This is a genomic window from Paenibacillus sp. P4_E11, assembly GCF_056401635.1.
In genome coordinates this window covers 1-651 of record NZ_JBFUIX010000674.1, presented here as the reverse complement: position 1 = coordinate 651, position 651 = coordinate 1, and the positions used below count along the sequence as shown (strand labels likewise).

General features: G+C 46.1%; 1 protein-coding gene. It reads right to left on the bottom strand.

Annotation, left to right across the window (positions count from 1 at the left end; translation table 11 throughout):
* Nucleotides 1-142 precede the first annotated feature (142 nt).
* A partial coding sequence (locus tag AC1DWB_RS36855; RefSeq protein WP_477545985.1) for a metallophosphoesterase family protein occupies nt 143-651 on the bottom strand: 509 nt, incomplete at its 5' end.

The window sequence follows — 651 nt, the reverse complement described above, 5'->3', positions numbered from 1 at the left end:
CCTTTCGACTGTCTGTATTGATGTCTTTAAAACATAATCTATCATATCTTTATAACTTTTAATATACCTTTTTTATACCCATAGCTTATAATTAAATCGGTATTACCTTATAAGTGTCAGGAAACTTCACAATGCAATAGACTTATACTCCAGCATCTGTATCAAGGAACGTCCATGTATCGAAACGCCTTTCCCCCTCGAACAGACGAATGACACGTGCCCCACGCGGAAACCCTTCCTTGCCGTATGTGCTGTAACCCGACGCACGTCCATACCCTAGCTGTATGCCGTAATGCTCCCCGATATAATCATTTATATGATCATGACCGACAAACGTGCCCATTACATCTCCCATCTCCAACATAGCAGCGAAAAATCCGGAATTGACCGCTGAGGAGCACACATTCTCCTGCTTGCTGCCAATACACTCACCCTGCTCCCATACATCCTTGTATTCAGGTAACGGGATATGGAAGAACGCGAGCGCAGGCCATGCATACGGCTCCTGATCGCGACTGCTGCGAGTGGCGGACTGCTCGGTGTACCAATTAATCTGATCCCTCTGAATCCACGCATATCCGCCAATAGGTGCTGGAGCATAGCTGCCGGAATCAAGAAAGTACAGAATCGCCTGCTTAGAACGATCATCAT